Annotated in this window: 15 protein-coding genes; 10 read left to right on the top strand and 5 right to left on the bottom strand. The window is 41.5% G+C overall.

Going from position 1 to position 16,542, the window contains the following annotated elements:
• Window positions 1-3 precede the first annotated feature (3 nt).
• Together bioD and EL242_RS07080 are read right to left on the bottom strand one after the other, a co-directional pair.
• Window positions 4-726, bottom strand: a complete 723-nt coding sequence (bioD, locus tag EL242_RS07085; RefSeq protein ID WP_126302071.1) for a dethiobiotin synthase — start codon at window positions 724-726, stop codon at window positions 4-6.
• 47 nt (window positions 727-773) lie between these two features.
• Window positions 774-1,961 carry an ROK family protein gene (locus tag EL242_RS07080; protein ID WP_126302070.1) on the bottom strand — a complete coding sequence of 396 codons (1,188 nt, stop codon included), beginning with the start codon at window positions 1,959-1,961 and terminating at the stop codon, window positions 774-776.
• 132 nt (window positions 1,962-2,093) lie between these two features.
• On the opposite strand from EL242_RS07080, the gene rnd reads away from it, so the two are divergent.
• The 6 genes from rnd (at window position 2,094) to tsaB (ending at window position 9,358) form a co-directional block, all read left to right on the top strand.
• Window positions 2,094-3,212, top strand: a complete 1,119-nt coding sequence (gene rnd / locus EL242_RS07075; RefSeq protein ID WP_126302069.1) for a ribonuclease D — start codon at window positions 2,094-2,096, stop codon at window positions 3,210-3,212.
• 55 nt (window positions 3,213-3,267) lie between these two features.
• Entirely contained in the window at window positions 3,268-3,750 is a 483-nt protein-coding gene (lrp, locus tag EL242_RS07070; RefSeq protein WP_006251058.1) for a leucine-responsive transcriptional regulator Lrp, read from the top strand.
• Between the two features lie 10 nt (window positions 3,751-3,760).
• Window positions 3,761-6,421: a DNA translocase FtsK gene (locus EL242_RS07065; protein ID WP_126302068.1), complete on the top strand. Its 2,661-nt coding sequence runs from the start codon at window positions 3,761-3,763 to the stop codon at window positions 6,419-6,421.
• Window positions 6,422-6,572: 151 nt separating this feature from the next.
• Window positions 6,573-7,412: a neutral zinc metallopeptidase gene (locus tag EL242_RS07060; RefSeq protein ID WP_126302067.1), complete on the top strand. Its 840-nt coding sequence runs from the start codon at window positions 6,573-6,575 to the stop codon at window positions 7,410-7,412.
• 88 nt (window positions 7,413-7,500) lie between these two features.
• Entirely contained in the window at window positions 7,501-8,583 is a 1,083-nt protein-coding gene (gene aroG / locus EL242_RS07055; RefSeq protein ID WP_126302066.1) for a 3-deoxy-7-phosphoheptulonate synthase AroG, read from the top strand.
• 82 nt (window positions 8,584-8,665) lie between these two features.
• Complete coding sequence (gene tsaB, locus EL242_RS07050; RefSeq protein ID WP_126302731.1) at window positions 8,666-9,358, top strand: tRNA (adenosine(37)-N6)-threonylcarbamoyltransferase complex dimerization subunit type 1 TsaB; 693 nt, start codon at window positions 8,666-8,668, stop codon at window positions 9,356-9,358.
• A 14-nt stretch (window positions 9,359-9,372) separates the two neighbouring features.
• Here the strand turns inward: tsaB and EL242_RS07045 are convergent, their stop codons facing one another.
• The gene (locus tag EL242_RS07045) at window positions 9,373-10,182 is read right to left on the bottom strand and encodes a sulfite exporter TauE/SafE family protein (protein ID WP_126302065.1); all 810 of its coding nucleotides are present in this window, start codon (window positions 10,180-10,182) and stop codon (window positions 9,373-9,375) included.
• A 98-nt stretch (window positions 10,183-10,280) separates the two neighbouring features.
• On the opposite strand from EL242_RS07045, the gene EL242_RS07040 reads away from it, so the two are divergent.
• The 4 genes from EL242_RS07040 (at window position 10,281) to EL242_RS07025 (ending at window position 15,562) form a co-directional block, all read left to right on the top strand.
• Window positions 10,281-10,832, top strand: coding sequence for a Crp/Fnr family transcriptional regulator (locus tag EL242_RS07040; RefSeq protein ID WP_126302064.1), 552 nt, complete (start codon window positions 10,281-10,283; stop codon window positions 10,830-10,832).
• A 143-nt stretch (window positions 10,833-10,975) separates the two neighbouring features.
• The gene (locus tag EL242_RS07035; RefSeq protein WP_126302063.1) at window positions 10,976-12,673 is read left to right on the top strand and encodes a solute:sodium symporter family transporter; all 1,698 of its coding nucleotides are present in this window, start codon (window positions 10,976-10,978) and stop codon (window positions 12,671-12,673) included.
• Window positions 12,674-12,758: 85 nt separating this feature from the next.
• Window positions 12,759-14,207: a sulfatase-like hydrolase/transferase gene (locus EL242_RS07030; RefSeq protein ID WP_126302062.1), complete on the top strand. Its 1,449-nt coding sequence runs from the start codon at window positions 12,759-12,761 to the stop codon at window positions 14,205-14,207.
• A 236-nt stretch (window positions 14,208-14,443) separates the two neighbouring features.
• Window positions 14,444-15,562 (top strand): anaerobic sulfatase maturase, encoded by a 1,119-nt coding sequence (locus EL242_RS07025; protein WP_126302061.1) that lies wholly within the window; start codon window positions 14,444-14,446, stop codon window positions 15,560-15,562.
• An 88-nt stretch (window positions 15,563-15,650) separates the two neighbouring features.
• Here EL242_RS07025 and EL242_RS07020 read toward each other — a convergent pair whose 3' ends face one another.
• Both EL242_RS07020 and zapB read right to left on the bottom strand, forming a co-directional pair.
• Window positions 15,651-16,232 carry a thymidine kinase gene (locus EL242_RS07020; RefSeq protein WP_126302060.1) on the bottom strand — a complete coding sequence of 194 codons (582 nt, stop codon included), beginning with the start codon at window positions 16,230-16,232 and terminating at the stop codon, window positions 15,651-15,653.
• A 55-nt stretch (window positions 16,233-16,287) separates the two neighbouring features.
• Window positions 16,288-16,506, bottom strand: coding sequence for a cell division protein ZapB (gene zapB / locus EL242_RS07015; RefSeq protein ID WP_126302059.1), 219 nt, complete (start codon window positions 16,504-16,506; stop codon window positions 16,288-16,290).
• Window positions 16,507-16,542: the final 36 nt, after the last annotated feature.

The following is a 16,542-nucleotide window of genomic DNA, read 5'->3' as shown; positions in this document are numbered from 1 at the left end:
ATACTATGGTTTACTGAAATAGGCTAGCAATGGTTCTGGGTTTTGAATATAAGAAGAAAGTTCTTTATGCTCTGGATGCCCCATATAGGGAATTTGCCCAAGTAAAGGCGCATTAATTTTTTGTGTCAGTAATTCAATTAATTCGTGATAATGCCGTAGCCCAGGATTTACTCTGTTTGCGACCCAGCCTACTAATTTTACTCCACGCTGCAAAATTTCATTCGCAGTGAGTAGTGCATGGTTAACACAACCTTCCTTAATTCCCACCACTAAAACAACCGGCATATTGTTTTGCATTACCCAATCAGCAAAATAGTAATCCTTATTAATAGGTGTTAGCCATCCATAGGTTCCTTCTACGACAACATTTGGATAAGCATTTTCCAGTCGTTTTAAATCTGCATTTAATTTTTCCAGTTGAATATGATGAACTGCATCTAAAGCTGCAAATACGGGGGTACTGGAATGAATAAAAGTATAGCTATTAATATCGCGATAGCTGATATTGGTTGGGCAGCTATCTAGTATGGTTAATACATCCGAATTATCTTCAGTAGCGTAATCATATTGAGTGGGTTCTGTGGGTAATGAATCATCACCGCCGCAAGCAATGGGCTTATAGCCAATTACAGGAAAACTATGCTTTGTAAGTGTCTGTATGATAGCTCGGGTAACCACAGTTTTCCCTACGTTGGTATCTGTTCCCGTAATAAATAATGAGGGCATAAATGGCTCCTTTCGAAAATATGGCTGGTAGTTTAACCAAGAATAGATCAATTTATTCTGTCTTTGATCAAATTTCCGTCATAAATTCCTTGTTTTATTGCTGAACAGGCAATTAATGGACTATTCCAATTGTATTGGCTGGTAACTAAATCGATTTTTAGGTTTGTTTGTAACAAATTTTTATGCAATTTTTCTGAAATTTGCGTAAATAACGGCTCTTTTATTTTGATCAATGGCGAGTTTAGCATAATTTTTTCACTAGAGAATATATTAACTAAATTCATTAATGCGTAGGCTACATTGTCGGTAATATGCGCTAAAATTGCTAATGCAAGCGGTTGATTTTCATCAATTTTTTGACAGAGCCAGCTGATTTTTTGTTCCTGACTTTTTAAAGTATTGGGTAAATAACGATCAATGAGCTTCACAAGCGCAGGAAAGGTTACCTGATTGACTAATTTATAGCGATGAATTTCATCTAGTTCAGGGAATATTTCATCGCTGAGATGGCTAAATCTAGGCATAAGCATATTATCAACATTCATCTTTGATTGTTTAGACAGCAAACTACCGCTAAGTAATACACTTAGATTCACGGTATCATCTAATTGTAGAAAAATGGCATTATCTTGGTTAATTAATGAACCAACAGTGGATTCTGCAAGCAACCACAGCTGAAAATGTTCACTTAATAAAATAGGGCAATGAAACAGTGACGAGAGTTCAGATGTAATGTTACAGAATATATTTTTGTTGCCCAATTGAGTAATGCTGTCTTTTTCTGCATTAATTTTACCGATCACACTAATAGATACAGCCAGGAGCTGACTAGTATTGACACAATATAGTTGGTGGAAATTTGTAATAAAGTTAAGAATAAAATCATTTAGCCTAGGGTAATTTTCTGCTGAGATTGTATAATCTTGCTTATAAATTTCTGCTCCATTGAGTTTACAAAGTGAAATTTCAATTTTATGAGGTGAAACAGTCACACAAAGTAGTTGCCAAAAAAAATTAGAAACAGCCAGCCCAACGGAGGGACGACCTCTAGATAAGGTAGTCTGAACCGTGCGTTCTAGAATAAAGTGGTTATCTATTAGTATTTTAGTCAGATTTGTTACTGAAGCTGGGGCTAATCCCGATAGCTTAGCTAAATCTGTTCTTGAAATGAGTTCAAATTGTTCAATTAAATGGTAGATTTTACCCAAATGAAGGGTCTTGTTATCAGAAAACATTTAAAATCCTTATGTTAGAATTTTTAGATGACAATTATTTTTTGATATAAAAAAAATAACAATCTTTTTTTGTTTATAATGAGAGACAGATCACATAATTATTTTTACGTTTAAATATTTCAGGAAAAGTATATGGAATCTTTGATTCACTACCAATGGGTTGAAACAAATGAGCAATTACAGGCCGTATGTGAACAGGCTAGAAAAACAAACGTAATTGCTTTAGATACAGAGTTTATCCGTACACGTACCTATTATCCGATATTGGGTTTAATTCAACTCTTTGATGGTCAACGGGTTAGCCTTATTGATCCAAATACAATTTCTAACTTCTCACCTTTTGTGTCATTATTAGCCGATAAAAATATCATAAAAGTATTACACGCCTGTGGTGAGGATTTGGAAGTTTTTGAGCATCAATTCAAGCAATTACCGGAGCCGATGTTGGATACTCAGGTGATGGCAGCCTTTGCCGGCATTGGTATTTCAATGGGGTTTGCAAAATTGGTTTCCTACTACTTAAATATTGAACTAGACAAAGGAGCTTCCCGAACTGATTGGCTTGCCAGACCGCTAAGCGATGCACAATTACAATATGCAGCGGCTGATGTTTGGTATTTATTGCCAGTTTATGAGAAATTAGCACAAACATTAGCAAACAGCACTTGGCAATGTGCAGTTACCGAGGAATGTGCCGCTTTACTAACCAAAGCAAAACAGCCTATTAATAAGGAAAATGCCTATAAAAACATAGCCAATGCTTGGCGATTGAATCGGGAAGAGTTAGCCATATTACAAGTATTAGCGAAATGGCGGATTGAAGAAGCACAAAAGCGCAATCTTGCCTTAAATTTTGTCGTGAAGGAGGCAAGTTTAATTCAAATCGCAAAAAGCTGTCCTAAACACACTTCTTCGCTGTTAGAATTTATGCACCCAAATGAAGTCAGAATTCACGGAAAAAAAATACTATGGTTGGTTGAGCAAGGAAAAGCAATAGAATCGAATGATTATCCTGAACTCATTCAGCGCTTGGTGGATGAAAAGGGTTATAAATATTATATGCAAGCGATGTTGCAAAAATTATTAGAAATTCAACCGCTTGATATCGTACCGGAATTGGTTGCAAGTAAACGCCAATTAAATCAGCTATTTAAATGGTATATTGATGGAAAATCATCAGAAAAAATTCCTGAATTATTAATCGGTTGGCGAAAACCTTTTGGTGAACAGTTGCTATCGGTTTTATCTTAAATTTCATTCGGGTTACATAGACTATTACAGTATAATTGCCTAAAAAGGAGCTTATATGGAAAATAAAAAACCACCAAAAGCATTAGATGCGATTGATTTAAAAATCTTAAACGAGCTACAACGTAACGGGAAAATTTCTAATATTGAATTATCAAAGCGAGTTGGGCTTTCTCCAACGCCCTGCTTAGAACGGGTAAAACGGTTAGAAAAAAATAACGTAATTATGGGCTATAAAGCTTTACTTAACCCTGAATTACTCGATGCCCCTTTACTGGTGATTGTTGAAATTACTTTGGTGCGTGGTAAGCCTGATGTATTTGAGGAATTTAATAAAGCGATTCAACAACTTGATGAAATTCAAGAATGCCACCTGGTATCGGGGGATTTTGATTATCTGTTAAAAACCCGTGTGGCGGATATGGCATCGTACCGTAAGTTATTAGGCACAACATTGCTTCGTTTGCCCGGCGTAAATGACACTCGAACCTATGTGGTGATGGAAGAAGTGAAACAAACCAACTATTTGTTGTTAAAGTAAGGAGAATTGGGTGATTGAACAACTTAAACCACACCTAAAAGGCAAAGAGAACTTGATCAAACTTATGCTTTTGTTGACCGGCTTTTTGGGCGTTTATTTGCTAATTGCTTGGGCAAGTTATAGTCCATTAGATAATGCTTGGTCTGTTGCAAGCAGCATTACACAAACAACCTTGAATAAAACAGGTCACTTTGGTGCTTGGAGTATTGATATGCTCTATGCAATGTTTGGTAAGGTTGCAGTTTTAGTACCTATTGCATTAATTATTTTCTCAATTTATAGCTTAGGAATGGGTTTAAGTGCCGATATGAAATGGAAAACTGTCTTCATTCGCCTAGCCAGTTTCTTATTATTAATGATCGGTCTTGCCGGGTTATTTAGCGTGCTTTTTTCAAACTCAGCTTATTATCTGTCGGGGGGCTTTGTTGGTGGAGTTTGGAAGACAATATTATTTGATACTATCGGGCAATTTGGTGCCTTACTGATTGCAATGCTTTTTACCGTAGCCGGCTTATATTTTTGCTCTGTTCAATCATTATTGCCAATATTAACGCAATTTTATGAGTGGATAATGGCAAAATCAGAGGAGAGTAAAACAGCTGAATCTCTTCAGCATTTGCAAAATACTGAGCAAAAACAACCGCTTGTAACTGAAAATGAAGCGGTGGAAGTTGTAGATGACCATAAACCGCAATTTACCGATATCTCCGCCTTTAAACGCCCAAACATTAGTGGTTTAAGACACTCGGAAAATGTAGAGATAGATAACCGAGAAATGTATGAAATTGAAAGAGATCTCGAGCTACCGACTATTAATATTTTGACACAGCCTGATATGGTTAACCAAGTTGCGGAACAAGCTACATCGGGCTATGAGTTGCCAAACGAAGAATCCAATGTATTGCAAATGCCAACCATTCGCTTAAATACCGCTATCGAAAACGAGGTGGATACAATCGAAAACAGTTCATCATTGGAAGACCTGAAAATAGCAGAATCTATGTTACCTCAAATTCAGCTTGATAATGATATTGAAGATACTGAAGAAGCTATTGACGATGTGCGTGAAATTACACCGGAATTTATGGTAACGCCACCCAAGGCGATGAAAGATGTGTCTGAGCAGCCAGCCTATCCAAAAGGCTATGGTGATACGTTAATTCACCCGTTGTTACAACGAAAAGTGATAACCGAAAAACCGACAACACCATTGCCAACGCTAGATTTGTTGGATAAAGCACCGATTCAAAGCCAGCAAATTACCGAACAGGAAATACGAGAAACCTCTGTGCGGCTAGAAGCAGAATTAGCAAACTTTGGCGTAAAAGCTACCGTTGAAGATGTATTGGTCGGTCCGGTAGTGACCCGTTATGAAATCCAACCGGCTGCCGGGGTAAAAGCCTCCAAAATTACCAATTTAGCGAGCGATATCGCTCGTGGCTTAATGTTTAAAGCGATTAGGATTACTGAAGTTATCCCAAACAAACCTTATATGGGTATTGAAACTCCGAATAAACACCGTGAAACAGTGTGGTTGCGTGATGTGCTAGACAGCGATGAATTCCGCAATACCACTGCAACATTGCCAATGGCACTAGGTAAAGACATCAGTGGTGAGCCTGTGGTGGTCGATATGGCGAAAATGCCACACTTACTGGTGGCAGGGCAGACCGGTGGGGGTAAATCGGTTGGGGTGAATACGATGATTTTAAGTCTATTGTTCAAACTTACACCAGAACAAGTCCGCTTTATTATGATTGACCCTAAAGTGGTGGAGCTTTCCATTTATAACGATATTCCTCACTTATTAACGCCGGTAGTAACCGATATGAAAAAAGCCGCCAACGCACTACGCTGGGCGGTGGAGGAAATGGAACGCCGTTATTTACTGGTAAGCCATTTACAGGTGCGTAATATTGAAGGCTATAACGCCAAAATCGACCAAGCGGCAGCGATGAATTTGCCGATTCCAGATCCAACGTGGCGACCGGGCGATTCAATGGATAGCCTTCCGCCTCCGCTACAAAAATTAAGCTATATTGTGCTGATTGTCGATGAGTTTGCGGATTTAATGATGTCTGCCGGTAAAGAAGTGGAAGAGTACATTATGCGAATTGCTCAAAAAGCCCGAGCGGTAGGAATTCACTTAATTCTTGCTACCCAACGTCCGTCAACCGATGTGATTACAGGCGTGATTAAAGCCAATATTCCAAGCCGGATTGCGTTTACAGTAGCGAGCCAAATTGACTCAAGAACTATTTTAGATTCAGGTGGGGCAGAGGCGTTATTAGGGCGAGGCGATATGCTCTATTCAGGAGCTGGCAGCCCAGATATTATTCGGATACACGGTGCGTTTATGAAAGACGAAGAAGTGCAACGCGTGGCGGATAATTGGCGGGCAAGAGGAAAACCAAACTACTTGGAAAGCATTGTGGAATCCCGCTCGGAAGAGGCTGATGGCAAAAACGATGGCGGAACGGGCGATTTAGATCCGCTATTTGATGAGGTTGTTGAATATATCACGGAAACCGGTTCGGTCTCTATCAGTAATATTCAACGCCGCTTCTCGCTTGGTTTTAACCGTGCGGCTAGAATTGTGGATCAAATGGAAGCTCAAGGCATTGTTTCTGAGCCACTTAAAGGTGGCAAACGAGAAGTGCTGGCGAGGTAAAACACATACAAGCGGTTAGATTTCTGTGAAATTTTGCAAATTTTGACAAAAATCTAACCGCTTGTATTTATCTAATGCTAAATAAGCATAGTATAAGGCTAGTCTTTGGGCTAAAATTAACGCAATTTTTACATCTTTTAAGGTTGAATATATGCGATTAGATGATTTAAGACGCAGTAAAAACGTAGAAGACAGAAGAGCAAGTGGTTCGGGCAGAATGTCTGTCGGCAGAGGCAAAGGCGGTATTCTAACTTTTATTATTGTACTGGTGGGTGCTTATTATGGGGTAGATCTCACCGGTTTAATGGGAGGAGGGCAGGAGAATTACCAACAAACTTCTAGTCTGAACAGCTCGGAAGAAGCAAAACTGGAAGAGTTATCTTCTAAAGTATTAGCCAGCACCGAAGATATTTGGAGTGCTTATTTCAAACAAAATGGACTGAGCTATAAAGATCCAACCTTAGTGCTTTATAGAGGAGCAACCTCAACCGCCTGTGGTACAGGTCAATCGGCAATGGGTCCTTTCTATTGCCCTGTCGATCAAAAGGTTTATTTAGATTTATCATTCTATGATGATATGCGTAAAAAATTAAGAGCATCGGGCGATTTTGCCTTCTCTTACGTGATTGCACACGAGGTTGGCCACCACGTCCAAAATTTATTGGGCATAACAAGCAAAACCCAACGGGCTCAAATGAAAGCCTCATCTAAAGCTGAAGCAAACCAAATTTCAGTCAATGTAGAATTGCAAGCTGATTGTTTTGCCGGCGTTTGGGGACACCAACTCGCAAAAGCCAACCGATTAGAGGAAGGCGATGTGGAAGAAGCCTTTAATGCTGCCCAAGCAGTTGGAGATGACCGATTACAGCAACAAAGTCGTGGCTATGTCGTGCCGGATAGCTTCACCCACGGCTCATCTGCACAGCGTTTGGCTTGGTTTAGAAAAGGTTTAACCACAGGAAATCCTGCAGTTTGTAATACATTTAATTAAAAAATAATTAAATTATTTGAAATCTTTTTATTATCGTACTACTATGATAGTACGATTTTATTTTCATTTTATTTAGAGAGTGAACACAATGTCTTATATCAAAAATGACGATGTCAGAATTACCAGTATTGAAGAATTACTACCACCTATTGCATTACTGGAAGCCTATCCGGCAAGTGATGTTGCAGCGGAAACCGTTGCTAAAACCCGTCAATCAATCCACAAAATTTTACACGGTGCGGATGATCGCTTATTAGTGGTGATTGGACCTTGCTCCATTCACGACCCGAAAGCGGCATTAGAATATGCACAAAAAATTAAAGCAATGCGTGCCGATCCGAAAATTAACCAAAACTTAGAAGTGGTGATGCGTGTCTATTTTGAAAAACCCCGTACAACCGTTGGTTGGAAAGGCTTAATTAACGACCCTTATTTGAACGAAACCTTTGCCTTAAACGATGGTTTACGCATTGCCCGTAAAGTATTATCTGATATTAATGATTTAAGCGTGCCGACTGCCGGCGAGTTTTTGGATATGATTACACCACAATATGTGGCTGACTTTATGAGCTGGGGAGCAATTGGGGCGAGAACGACTGAATCTCAAGTCCACCGTGAATTAGCCTCTGGTTTATCCTGTGCGGTAGGTTTTAAAAACGGCACGAATGGTAGTGTGAAAATTGCATTAGATGCAATTTCTTCCGCAAAATCGCCACATCATTTCTTATCGGTCACCAAATTCGGGCATTCTGCAATTGTTTCTACGCAAGGAAACCCAGATTGCCATATTATTTTGCGTGGTGGCGATAGCGCAACCAACTACGATGCTGACTCCGTTGCAGCGGCTTGTGCTGCGATTGAGAAATCCGGCGGACGTCCACACGTGATGATCGATTTCAGCCACGCTAACAGCCAAAAACAGTTCAAACGCCAAATAGACGTTTGTGCTGATGTCTGCAACCAAATCGCAAGCGGTTCAAGCTATATTTCAGGCGTGATGATTGAAAGCCACTTGATTGAAGGTCGCCAAGACTTAATTGAAGGCAAAGGTTTAGAGGCTTTGGTTTACGGACAAAGTATTACAGACGGTTGTATTGGTTGGGAAGATAGCGAAAAAGCGTTATTTGCACTGGCACAAGCGGTCGAAAAACGCCGACAATTTGCAAAATAATCTTTTCATTGAGGGCGAATACAATTCGCCTTTTCTTTGTTTAACCTTAAAGCAAATTCAATTTGTTCAAACTAAAAATATGATGAAATCTACTATTCTTGCTTTAGATACTGCCACAGAGGCTTGCTCTGTAGCGTTACAGCATAACGGAAATATCACTTTCTTAGAAGAAATCAGCCCTCGTTCCCATACTCAACGTATTTTGCCGATGGTAGATGAATTACTTAATCAAGCCAATATCGAACTCAAAGAAGTAAATTATTTAGTATTCGGACGTGGACCGGGCAGTTTTACCGGCGTGAGGGTAGGTGTAAGTGTGGCACAAGGGTTGGCAATGGGTGCGAATTTGCCGGTGGTAGCCGTTTCTAACTTAAAAGCAATGGCAGAAGAGGCATATCAAAAATTAGGGGCAACAAAGGTAATTGCCTTAATTGATGCCCGAATGAATGAAGTTTACTTTGCTCAATTTGAACGAAAGGGTGCAGAATGGAATGAAGTAGTGGCTGAACAAGTCTGTTCGCCCGAAGCTGTAATAGGCCAATTTCAAGTAAGTGAAGAGACTGTGGTGGTTGGCACAGGTTGGGCGGCATATTTGCAATTTTCTGAGCAAAATCTACCGCTTGTTATTAGCGATATCACTTTGCCTTCCAGTCGATATATGCTTTCGATTGCTGAAACTGAAATCCTAAAAGGGAATACTCTATCTGCCCTTGAAATAGAACCGGTGTATTTGCGTAATGAAGTCACTTGGGAAAAATTGCCGCATAAGCAATAACACTACGCTTTTTGCTAAATAAAGAAGTATTGCAAGAACCCCGTATAACAAGCAATGCCAAATAAGATCATACCTAGTAGCTTCGTGGTTAATTCGGGGCTTAAAATATTGCGCAATTTCATTGAAAAATAGACCGTAAAAAGCGAACTCATTACCACAATGCCGACAATCGCAAAATTCACATAGCCGATTTGCCAAGTCGCTAGCGTTGAATCTAACATAAAAGGGCGGGATAAGTAGCCATATAAATTGCCGATTCCGCCAATCACCATCATATAGTTAGTATAAACTGCAACCTGTTTCGGTGAAACCGAGCGTATTTGCGTGACAATCGGGGCCATAATTGAACCGCCGCCAATGCCGGTAATACCTGCAATTAAACCGCCTAAACTGCACATTGTGGCATTAGATACTGCTTCTTTTGGTTTAGGTGGTACTATTGCTTTAACTCTTGGTTTGTGAAATAGGGTTTTAAATGAAAGTGTCAGCAGGGTTAGCATAAAGATAGCAATAATGCTGTTATCAGAGAAAAGAAAACTGAGCTCAAACCCAATTTGTACGCCTAACATCATCGCAAGTGACCAAATCAACACATTTTTTCGATTGATTTTTATCTGTTGATGGTGGAATAAGCATAAATTGATAGTGGCTGAACCAATCACAATGGTAAGAGAGCAGGCGGAAATCACTTGGAGAGGCAGTTCAGGAAACAGTGAATGTAAAATCGGCATCATTAAAACACCCCCGCCAATCCCAAATAGTGCAGAAGTGATATTGACTACAACACCACAAATGATCAAAATAATTATCACGGCCATTGTCATAATCCATCTCCTAAAGTGCGATAAGTATGCAAAATTTTCTAAATAAAGGATTATGATCGCAATCATATATGGCAAAAATAAAATAATAAGGATAATCAATGAACAATATGCCAACCCCCGAACAATTGATGTCTTGCCAATTAAGTGTAATGTCTGATCTAGAAAAAGGAGTCGTCATTTATTCTCAGGGTTATCACGCCAGAGAATTTTATTTTTTAAAGAGTGGCTTGATAGGGCTGTATCATATGCTGGAAAATGGCAAAGAGAGCTTGGTAAGGGTTTATAAAGCCTGTGATTACTTTGGTTTTCGGACCTTTTTTGGTAACAGCACTTACCATTGTTCAGCCCGAGTTTTGCAGCCGGCAGAACTGATACGAATTACCCCATTAAATTTTATGGATTTTTGGGCAAACAATTCTGCCTTAATTATTCCTCTGTTAAAACAACTCTCTACAGAATTACAAGATGCAGAACATCGTTTATCGATGGTGTCCTACCAAAAAACGCAAGAGCGGGTAATGAACAGTATCCATTATTTACATCAACGTTACCCCAATTATCACTGGACTAACCGTGAAATAGCTGAATTTGCAGGTTGTGAAACCGAAACGGCAATTCGGTTACGGCGGGAATTAAAGAAAATCAGTTAAATTGTCATAAATTATTCATAGTTGTGATCACCATCACATATCTATTATGACAAACATCATATTCTATCGTTAAAAATAAGATTTATGCTATTCCTGTCTCTAATGGGATATGTCATTAATATAGTCATATTGAGGTGAAGAATATGTTATTAACAATAATTACTTTTCTGGTTGTGACTGGACTAGTCGGGTATATATCCTGGCAAAAAACCAGAAATGACGATCTTTCGACATCTAAAGGTTATTTCTTGGCAGGGCGTGGCTTGAGTGCTACGGTTATCGGCTGTTCAATGGTCTTAACCTCGCTTTCTACCGAGCAACTTATCGGCGTGAATGCCAACTCTTATGCCGGTAATTTCTCGATTATTGCGTGGACTGTGCCGGCGGTGATCCCGCTTTGCTTCTTGGCACTTTATCTGTTGCCGAAATATATCCGTAACGGTTATACCACCATTCCGGAGTTCTTTGAAAACCGTTTCGACCGCCAAACCCGTTTGATTATGTCGGGCTTGTTCTTGGTGTTCTATCTTTTCATCGTCATTCCGACCGCACTTTACACCGGTGCGATTGCCTTCAATAAAATCTTCAACCTTGAAACTGCCTTCGGCTTAAGCTATGGGGCGGCGATTACCTACACGGTGATTGCGATTGGCGTAGTTGGGGCGATTTATGCGATCTTCGGCGGCTTAAAAGCGGTGGCGGTGTCAGACACTTGGAATGCGGTCTTGTTAGTCATCGGGGCATTATTAGTGCCGGTGTTTGCACTCATCTATTTAGGCAACGGCAGTATGGCGGAAGGGGTGAAAATCATCACCACCACTCACGTTGAAAAATGGAATGCAGTGGGCAGTGCCACCGATGCTGTGCCGTGGCCGACTATTTTCACCGGTATTATGGTGGTGCATTTCTTCTACTGGACGACCAACCAAGCCATTGTGCAACGGGCTTTAGGGGCGAGAGACTTAAAAGCCGGTCAAAAAGGGATCTTAATTGCGGCACTGTTCCTATTATTGCTACCGCTTATCTTAAACTTACCGGGCTTACTCAGCTTCCACATTTTAGGCGAGGGCTTGAAACCGATTGACGTGTCTTACCCTGAATTGGTGAATAAAACTTTCCCAACCGTGCTACAAGGCTTCTTTATTGCCGCATTGTTCGGGGCGATTTTGAGTACCTTCAACTCCTTCTTAAACTCAGCGGCAACCATTTACTGTAAAGACTTACTACCGTCTATCAGCAAAAAACAGTTCTCTGATGCAGAACTCATCAGCTATGCGAAAAAAGTTTCTGCGGTAATGGCGGTGATTACAATGATCTTCGGGCCGTTACTGATGTTCGGCACAGACGGTATTTTCTTACTAACCAAACGCTTCGCCGGTTTTGTGAACATTCCGATTGTGGCATTATTTGCGGTGGGGTTATTCAACAAAACTGTTTCAGGAAAAGCGGCACGCATTGCCTTGCTCGCACACGTTATTCTCTACTTCTGCATTGTTTGGGTGTTTGATGTCAAAATCAACTTTGTGTATGTGCAAGCCGGCTTGTTCGTGTTCGATGTGGCGTTAATGCTGATTTTAGGCACTTTCTTAAAACGTGCGACTCCGTACGAAGACAACAAAATCAACCATGCCAATGTGGACTTAACCAGCTGGGAATACGCCCCACTGGCAGTGGCTTCTATCGTACTGGGCTTATTCACGCTATACGCATTCCTCTCTCCGCTCGGCTTAGCCTCGCCAGACGGCAATCCGGCAATGGTGCTGGCGGTGTATGCGGTGCTACAAGCGGTGGTTTGTGTCGTGTTTTTTGCAAAATGTAAAGGTAAAAAGGCGGTGAATTAGTCATTAGGTAGGGTGGGCGTAAGCCCACGACATCATCAGCGTGGACTAACGTCCACCCTACCCATTTCTAACAAAGAGGTCATTTATGAATAACATCATCTATATTTTGTTAGATCAAGTGCGTAAAGATATGCTCGGTACTTACGGGCATCAGGTGGTGAAAACCCCGAATTTGGATCGCTTGGCGAAAGACGGCATTCGGTTTAACAATGCCTTCACGCCGGCTTCGGTCTGTGGGCCGGCTCGCACCTCGCTGTTTACCGGCTTAATGCCATCCAGCCACGGGATTATCAAAAACGGTGAAAAAGGCGGCACAGGCGAAATTCCACAACAAAACCCCAACATTGCCGGCGTGGAGGGCTATAACTCCTTTGTGATCGGCAAATGGCACGTTGGCACAAAATCCGTTCCCGAAGATTATGGCATTGCCGGTCATAACTTTGACGGCTATGGCTATCCGGGGAGCCAAGTGTATAAAAACCTCGTGTTCAATCAGCCGCCAACGCACTCCAACCGCTACCGTGAATGGTTGGCGGAAAAAGGCTATGATGCACCCGAAGTCAGCCGAGCCTATTTTGGCGACAATCCGCACCTGCGTGTACAGGAACTCTGTGGCTTGCTTTCCGGCACCAGTGAGCAGACGATAGAGTGGTTTATCATTGACGAGGCGAAAAAATACATTCAAGCCTCCCTTGATGAGAAAAAACCGTTCTTTGCGTGGATCAACTTCTGGGGCCCACACACCCCGTGCGTGGTGCCGGAGCCGTATTATTCAATGTATGACCCAAGCCAAGTGGTGCTGGACGAGAGTTTCTTCAAGCCGCTTGAGGGCAAACCGAACCACTTCCGCACCATTTCACAAATGTGGGGAATGTGGGAGGCGAGTGAAGAACGCTGGAAAGAGGTGATTTCTAAATTCTGGGGCTACATCACGCTGATTGATGATGCCATTGGCGAGCTGTTCCGTTTCTTGGAAGAGAACAACCTCTATGAAAACACCTTCCTCGTTGCCACTGCCGACCACGGTGATGCGATGGGTGCGCATAAGATGATCGAAAAAGGCGAGTTTATGTTTGAAACCACCTACAACATTCCGCTGATTATCAAAGATCCGCACTCCACAAGGGTGAACGAAGTGGACGATAACCTCGTGTATTTGCACGATCTCACCTCCACCGTGTATGATGTGGCAAATCAACCGATCCCGACCGCTTTCCAAGGCGAGAGCATTCTGCCGATAACGAGACAAAGCCAAAACAACGACCGCAAAGGCTTGTTGTGCCAACTGGCAGGGCATTTTGTCTATTTTGAACAGCGTATGTGGCGGCGTAAGGATTACAAATTGGTCTTCAACGCCACCGACCGCTGCGAACTCTACGATGTCAGAAAAGACCCCGAAGAGATGCACAACCTCTTTTATGACGAAGCATACCGAGCCGTGAAAAAAGAGATGTTGGAAGAAATGCGACAGGAAATGAAACGCCTCAACGACCCACTGGAAAATTGGGTGTATCGGATTATTGATGAGATTTAGTTGATAAATCAGTAAAATGATGATTACCTGATAAATAAGCTCCCCTCTTTAGCAAAGAGGGGCAGGGGGAGATTTGGCAGAAGAGATAGGCGAAGAAAGTCATTGAAATAAGAAAGAAAACAGAGATTTTTTTCAAGGTATTATTCATTCTCTCACTTCGTTAATTACTGCTGCCAAATCTCCCCTAACCCCTCTTTGCTAAAGAGGGGAACTTTTTTAATGTAATTTAGACATCTATGACCACCACCTACTTCCACTTAATGGCAAAACCCAGTAGCTTTCACTGTAATATTCAGTGTGAGTACTGTTTTTATCTGAGCAAGGAACAGACCATTCCGCCGGAAAAATCGCAGTTTATGAACGATGAAACGCTGCAAAACTACATTCGCCATTACATCGAAGCCAACCAAAGCCAACGGGTGGATTTTGTGTGGCAGGGGGGCGAGCCGACCTTGCTGGGCTTAGATTTCTACAAACAAGCGGTCAAATATCAGCAAAAATTTGCAAACGGCAAGCAGATCACCAATGCAATCCAAACCAACGGCATTGCTCTAAACCGCCAGTGGGCGAGCTTTCTCAAAGAGCATCATTTTCTGGTGGGCTTATCCATTGACGGATTGAGCGACATTCACGACCGCTACCGCATTTCTACCAACGGTAAACCGACGTTTGAACGGGTGAAAAGTGCGGTCGATTTATTGAAAGAGGTTGGCGTGGAATTTAACACCCTCACGGTGGTGAACGACCGCAATTGGCAACGTGGCAGAGAAACCTACCAAGCCCTCAAAGCCCTCGGCAGCCGTTATATGCAGTTTATTCCGGTGGTGGAAAGCCACAAGGGGAAATTACAATCCTTTTCCGTCCCGCCCCAAGGCTACGGGCAATTTTTAGTCGATGTCTTTCACGAATGGTTGCCTGACCGTGGGCAGATTTTTGTGATCGAGTTTGATAACCTGCTCGGGCAGTGGCTAGGCTATCCCTCCAACAACTGTGTATTCCGCCCGACCTGTGGCAGCTCGCTGGTGGTGGAAGCCTGTGGCGACGTGTACAGTTGCGACCATTTCGTCTATCCCGACTACCACCTAGGCAACCTGAACCAACAACCGCTGGAGGACATTGTTTCATCACCTGCCCAACGCCAATTCGGTCGGAATAAACAGGCAAAACTCCCGCAAGCCTGCCTAAACTGCAAATTCCGCATTCTCTGCCACGGCGGCTGTCCAAAACACCGTATTGTCCCCCAAGCAAGCGGCGAAAACCACAACTACCTTTGCCCTTCTTATCAACAATTTTTTGCCGAAACTTCCAGTGTGATGAGGCAGATGAGCGAGCAAATTCGGTTTGCAGGAAGATAACAGAAAGGTAAATAACACAAACAAGCGGTTAAATTTTGCGGAAAATTTGCAAAAATTCCCGAAAATTCAACCGCTTGCTCTTCATAGCTTATAGCTTACCTAACTTTTGTTTGTAATGATAACGGCAGACAGAGAGGTATTTATCGTTACCGCCGATTTGAATTTGTTCGCCATCTTTAATAGCCTCGCCTTTTTCATTTAATCGAACGACAAAATGGGCTTTTTTGCCACAATCGCAGATGGTCTTGAGTTCTTCCAACTCATCTGCCCAAGCTAACAGATATTTGCTGCCTTCAAATAATTCAGCTTGGAAATCGGTGCGTAGCCCGTAACAAAGCACCGGAATTTTTAGTTTATCGACCACATCGCTTAATTGATAAACCTGTGTCTTTGTTAAAAATTGAGCTTCGTCAATTAAGATACAGTGTAACGCTTTTCTTGTGTGTAATGCACTAATTTCTGCAAATAAATTAGTGTCTGAGGTAAATAGTTGTGCCTCTTGTGAAATACCAATGCGTGAGCTGACTTTGCCCACACCAAAACGGTCATCAATAGCAGCGGTATAAACTAAAGTGTTCATTCCACGTTCTTGGTAATTGTAAGATGATTGGAGCAGAGTCGTGGATTTCCCTGCATTCATTGAAGAGTAGTAAAAATAGAGTTTTGCCATATCGTGAATAAATAAAAAACGGCTAAAAATTTAGCCGTTTGTGTTGAAAATAGAATTAAACGTTGTCGATTTGACCTAAAAGTGAACGTAAACGATCTTGGAAATTTTGCTGTTCCACTTTTAATTGCTCATATTCATTACGCAATGTGTCGTTTTCTTGTTTTGCTGTATCGTTTTTGCCTTTTAATTCTTCAACTTCTAATTGAAGTAATTGAATAGTTTCAACAGCTTGTTTAATTTTTTCTTCTAATTGGTCTAACACCGATACTGACATAGTAAATTCCCTCTAAAATAATATAAAAACTTGCAA

The organism is Mannheimia haemolytica (assembly GCA_900638155.1).
In the GTDB taxonomy this organism is placed as follows: domain Bacteria; phylum Pseudomonadota; class Gammaproteobacteria; order Enterobacterales; family Pasteurellaceae; genus Mannheimia; species Mannheimia glucosida.
Note: the sequence above shows the minus strand (reverse complement) of the source record. Positions and strands in the feature narration are given on the sequence as shown.

Excerpts from the sequence above, each read along its gene's own strand:
- EL242_RS07080 (WP_126302070.1), bottom strand. The coding sequence starts at position 1,961 with ATGTTTTCTGATAACAAGACCCTTCATTTGGGTAAAATCTACCATTTA.
- EL242_RS07035 (WP_126302063.1), top strand. The coding sequence starts at position 10,976 with ATGTTATTAACAATAATTACTTTTCTGGTTGTGACTGGACTAGTCGGG.
- EL242_RS07020 (WP_126302060.1), bottom strand. The coding sequence starts at position 16,232 with ATGGCAAAACTCTATTTTTACTACTCTTCAATGAATGCAGGGAAATCC.
- EL242_RS07030 (WP_126302062.1), top strand. The coding sequence starts at position 12,759 with ATGAATAACATCATCTATATTTTGTTAGATCAAGTGCGTAAAGATATG.
- zapB (WP_126302059.1), bottom strand. The coding sequence starts at position 16,506 with ATGTCAGTATCGGTGTTAGACCAATTAGAAGAAAAAATTAAACAAGCT.
- lrp (WP_006251058.1), top strand. The coding sequence starts at position 3,268 with ATGGAAAATAAAAAACCACCAAAAGCATTAGATGCGATTGATTTAAAA.
- EL242_RS07045 (WP_126302065.1), bottom strand. The coding sequence starts at position 10,182 with ATGACAATGGCCGTGATAATTATTTTGATCATTTGTGGTGTTGTAGTC.
- tsaB (WP_126302731.1), top strand. The coding sequence starts at position 8,666 with ATGAAATCTACTATTCTTGCTTTAGATACTGCCACAGAGGCTTGCTCT.
- EL242_RS07060 (WP_126302067.1), top strand. The coding sequence starts at position 6,573 with ATGCGATTAGATGATTTAAGACGCAGTAAAAACGTAGAAGACAGAAGA.
- EL242_RS07040 (WP_126302064.1), top strand. The coding sequence starts at position 10,281 with ATGAACAATATGCCAACCCCCGAACAATTGATGTCTTGCCAATTAAGT.
- aroG (WP_126302066.1), top strand. The coding sequence starts at position 7,501 with ATGTCTTATATCAAAAATGACGATGTCAGAATTACCAGTATTGAAGAA.
- bioD (WP_126302071.1), bottom strand. The coding sequence starts at position 726 with ATGCCCTCATTATTTATTACGGGAACAGATACCAACGTAGGGAAAACT.
- rnd (WP_126302069.1), top strand. The coding sequence starts at position 2,094 with ATGGAATCTTTGATTCACTACCAATGGGTTGAAACAAATGAGCAATTA.
- EL242_RS07025 (WP_126302061.1), top strand. The coding sequence starts at position 14,444 with ATGACCACCACCTACTTCCACTTAATGGCAAAACCCAGTAGCTTTCAC.